At 62.1% G+C, this 4,262-nt stretch carries 3 protein-coding genes; all 3 read right to left on the reverse strand.

Annotation, left to right across the window (positions count from 1 at the left end):
• A partial coding sequence (locus VL598_RS05665) for an AGE family epimerase/isomerase (RefSeq protein WP_325325720.1) occupies positions 1-1,262 on the reverse strand: 1,262 nt, incomplete at its 3' end.
• Between the two features lie 349 nt (positions 1,263-1,611).
• On the reverse strand, positions 1,612-3,477 hold the full coding sequence (locus VL598_RS05670) for a phosphodiesterase (RefSeq protein ID WP_325325718.1): 1,866 nt from the start codon (positions 3,475-3,477) through the stop codon (positions 1,612-1,614).
• A 154-nt stretch (positions 3,478-3,631) separates the two neighbouring features.
• A partial coding sequence (locus tag VL598_RS05675) for a GGDEF domain-containing protein (RefSeq protein WP_325325719.1) occupies positions 3,632-4,262 on the reverse strand: 631 nt, incomplete at its 5' end.

The raw sequence follows: 4,262 nt of genomic DNA on the forward strand, positions 1-4,262 counted from the left end.
GGGGTGTTGTTTTCATCGCCGAGCGCGTTCAACACTTCGTAGCAGGCTCCCATCGTGTGGTAATCCGTCTTGCCGGCCGGGCTCTTCTCGTCGCTGTACTTGCGGTTGTCGCACGTGAGGATGCGGTACCAGGCGCCGTACCGGTGATCGACGAAATGCATCCAGCAATAGCGCCAGATGGCGTCGTACCACTCCCAAAAACGCACGCTGCCCGTGCGCCGGCCAAGGAGCGCTGCCGCCGCGAGCGTTTCAGCCTGTACCCAGAAGTATTTGTCGTGGTCACAGACGCCGCCGTCGGGCGCAAAACCGTAATAGAGCCCGCCGTGTTCGTCGTCCCAAGCGTGCGCGAGCGCGGCATCGAAAAGCTCGATCGCGCGCGGCAGAAGCCATGGCAGTGGCTTGTGCCGCTCGAGAATCAGCAGCAACTTGGCCCACTCCGTCAGATGTCCCGGTTGAAACCCCCAGGGACGGAAGATGTTCGAGCTGTCGTCTTCGTTGTAGTGCCAGTCGACCGACCAATCAGCATGGAAATGCTCCCAAACCAGTCCGTGGGAGTGCTTGGTTTGGCGTTGCACGATGTTCGTCGCAACGCGCTCGGCGCGCTCGAGGTAGACGAGGTGCCCTGTCGCCTCATAAGCGGCAAGCAGCGCCTCTGTCGCATGCATATTCGCGTTCTGTCCACGGTAACCGCAGACGTGCCAGTCGGCCGTTGCCTCGTCAGCGTAGAGGCTCGCGGCAGGATCCCAAAAGCGGTGCTCCATCAGATCGAAGGTCTCGGCAATCTGCCGGTGTGCGTCGTCAATGCCGGCCATGGCCGCATGGGCTTGCGCGAGCAGAACGAATGCGAGCCCGTAGCAGTGACGCGTGGGATCGAGCGCACGCTTTTTGCCGTTGTGCCACTCGATCTCCCAGTCATACCCGCCTTGCTCAGCATCCCAATGCCCGAGCTTCAGGAACGCGAGGCCGTGGCGAGCGTGCTCCAGATATTGCGGATCGCCGAAGTGGCGCCAAGCCATGGCGTAATTGAAGACGAAGCGGCAGCTGCTTACGAGATGGCGCCGGGTGGCGTCGTAGACAGTCCCGTCGTCCTTGAAGTAGTGAAAGAATCCGCCGGCTGCGTCGTGCGCCGTTGGCGCATAGAACGCGAGCGTGTCCGCGACGTGTCCGAGTAGAAACTCGCGATTGCGGAAGTCCCCGACGGGGGGCACCGTCGCGTTCGTATGGAGCGGGCTGAATTCACCGTTCCCGGGCCGCGAGGACATGGTCGATGCGCTCGCTCGGGTGTTGGGTAGCTTCGTCATGGCGTCGTTCTTGAAGGGAGCACCAGCGCTGTTGTTGGCAGCCGGCGCGTCTTTCATTCGCGGTCCATTCGACGCATGCGGCGGCGCATGAAACGTCGCCCATTTTCGAGCGAGAAGGCGGGTTGAAGCGGTAGAGACAAGGAGTCGTCAGCCGGTCCGCGTGGCGTCCATTGTAGGGCAAAAGGCGCCAGATATAGCGCGGTGACTCGTGTGGGGCCGTCCCCTGCCTGTGCCGAAGGTCGCGGTTATCTCAACGCGTTGCTTTGTAAGACGATCAACGAGCTAGATAGCGCCGCTTCGATGGGCGAGCCTACCGCAGCGGTCCGGCCGCGCGAATGGGCATGGCGCTGTTCTCGTGCATATGCAGTTGCGCGGCGCCTTCCTGGACATCGATGAGGAAGAGCCCGCTTGCCTCATGCTTTGCGCGGTGCTTCGCCAGCGCCGCGACCGACGCGATCTCTTCACTGCCGTAGCGCATGCTGTGTTCGAAATCGTGATATACGCGCACGCAGCCGATCGCCATCGTCACGAACCCGAAGAACGTTGAGTTGCCGCGCCGGTCTTCGCCATGGATACCGCCCGCTACGCGGTCGTCGTCCGCGTAAAAGCGCAACGCGCCCGTGTTGAATGCCGCAATGGCCGCCTGGGCGCGTTGCCGCCAATCTTCGCTTTGAAACAGGATGAGAAAGTCGTCGCCACCGACGTGTCCAAGAAAATCACGCGTCGGATCGCATACGTCGGCGAGCACAGCCGCAGCGAATTTCAACACCTCGTCACCCTGCCAGTAGCCGTAGCGGTCGTTGAACGGCTTGAAGTGGTTCAGATCGACATAGCACGCGTGGAACTTGGCGTGATGATCGACGAGACGCGCGATATGCGAACTGATCGGGATGTTGCCAGGCAGGAACGTAAGGGGATTCGCGTAGCGTGCCGCCTCGATACGCACCTCGGTGACGGCGCGCACGAGGCTTTCGCCTGTGCCGAGGCCCAGATACTTGCGCTGATCGGTAATGACGAAGCCATCGGCCAGATACCGCTGATCGTCACTGGCGAGCAGCTTCGCCATCTGCTCGATCGTCATCGATTTTTCAATCAGCACGGGCGAACCATTGGCAAACAGCATGCAGGGACGCTTGCCGAAGAGCTCACGGTGATAGGGCAGCGCATAGCGGTCCATGAAGCTGCGGCGGTTGATGAGCGCGACCGGCTCGTCGTTCTCGACGACCGCGAGCGCGTGCAGCGTCGGCAGCCGATTGAAGAGATCGAGCACATCGTTGTTGGTTGCGGTCCGCGGCAGCGCCGGGGCCGGGACGACCATCTTCAAGGCCGCCACGGCGCCCGAGGACGCCCCCGGCATCTGACTGCGCGTTGCGCCTGGGAACACGGCGATGTGGCCGGCGCCGAGCGCCTCCATCGCCGCTTTGCTGATGCTGCCGGGCGCCTGTGCCTGTGGGCGGGCGATGAAGTAGCCCTGGCCGCACGCGATGCCCATGTCCCGCACGACGATCAGGTCCGCTTCGTTCTCGATACCCTCGGCGACGAGCCGCGCCCCGGCGGCTTGAGCGAAGCGCTGCATGGCGCGTACGGCTTCGAACTTCAGCGGATGCTTGGCGATGTCGTCGATAAAAAATCGGTCGATCTTGACGACATCGGGCTGGAGCCGAACCCAAAGATTCATGCTCGCGTTGGCCGTGCCGTAATCGTCGAGCGCAAACTGGGCGCCGGTCTCACGCAAAGCCGCCACGATCGGCTCAAAGCCGGCCACGTTGTCGATCGCGCATTGCTCGGTGAGTTCGAGAACGATCCGCTCGATCGGCATCCCCTGCTGCCCGAGCCAGTCGGCCGCGTGCTCGCGGGTGCGCCCGAGCGACGCAATCGCTTCGGCACTGAAGTTCAGGAATAGCTTGCCCTCGCAGCCTAGCTCGGCGAAAGCCGCTGCACAAGTCGCCGCGGCCGCCAGTTCGAGCTCGATGGACAAGCCTTCTTGTGAGGCCCGCGCAAAGAGCGCCTCGGGGGATTCCAGCGGCGTGCCTGCTGGCCCGCGGATAAGCCCTTCATAGCCCAGAATCGTGCAGCCATCGAACTCGACGATCGGCTGGAAGACCGCAAGCAGCGTGCGGGTCTCGATGATTCGGGCGACGTTGAGCTCGTTGAGCGGCAAAACGGGAGATGGCATGGCAGAAATTCGCCGAAATGAGTCGATTTTCGACTTAACGACCAAAGAATCGTTAGAGTTGAGTGAATTTTTTGTGACAAGTTCGCGCCAATGCGTTTGCAAATTGTGTGTGACGCGCCAGTTCAATCGGCGATCTGTTTTCGCTCAGCAAGGTTCAGTAGGATTCAGTAAGCTTCGCGTCGACGTGCTCCGCTGTGATATTCGCGAAGGCTGGAGCGTGCTCAACGGTTTCCCGTGCGATGACGACACGGTTGCGGCCGCTGTCTTTTGCATCGAGTAGCGCCGCGTCGGCACGGCGGATCACACGGTCGATCTGCTCGCCTCGCACGTGTTGGGCCACACCGACGCTAATCGTCAACATCACGTCGAAACGCAGCTCGCTGATCCGCCTGCGCAGCCGTTCAGCGATATGCGCGGCTTCACTCGGCTCCGTGCCCCACAACAGTGCCACGAACTCCTCGCCGCCGAAGCGCCCGCAAACATCGGCCGATCGCAGGCTCTCCCGAATCTCTCGCGCAATGAGCCGCAGCGCGCGATCGCCGGCGTCATGGCCAAACCGGTCGTTGACCGATTTGAAGTGGTCTGCATCGATATAAAGCGCCGAGATCGGCTGTTCGAGCCGCTCAGCGCGGTGCAGCATGCGCCGACCGAGCTCTAACACGCGGCGGCGGCGCGGTAGCTGCGTCAGCTCGTCACTGTCAGCGAAGGCACGCAGTTGTTGCTCGAGCCGAAAGTGCTTCCTTTGCAGGGCTATCGCAAAAACATTTGTCACGAGGCTCGTCGAA

The organism is Trinickia sp. (assembly GCF_035492435.1).
In the GTDB taxonomy this organism is placed as follows: Bacteria; Pseudomonadota; Gammaproteobacteria; order Burkholderiales; family Burkholderiaceae; genus Trinickia.

Bases quoted from the DNA above. Each gene is read 5' to 3' on its own strand.
- VL598_RS05670 (WP_325325718.1), bottom strand. From the start codon at position 3,477: ATGCCATCTCCCGTTTTGCCGCTCAACGAGCTCAACGTCGCCCGAATC.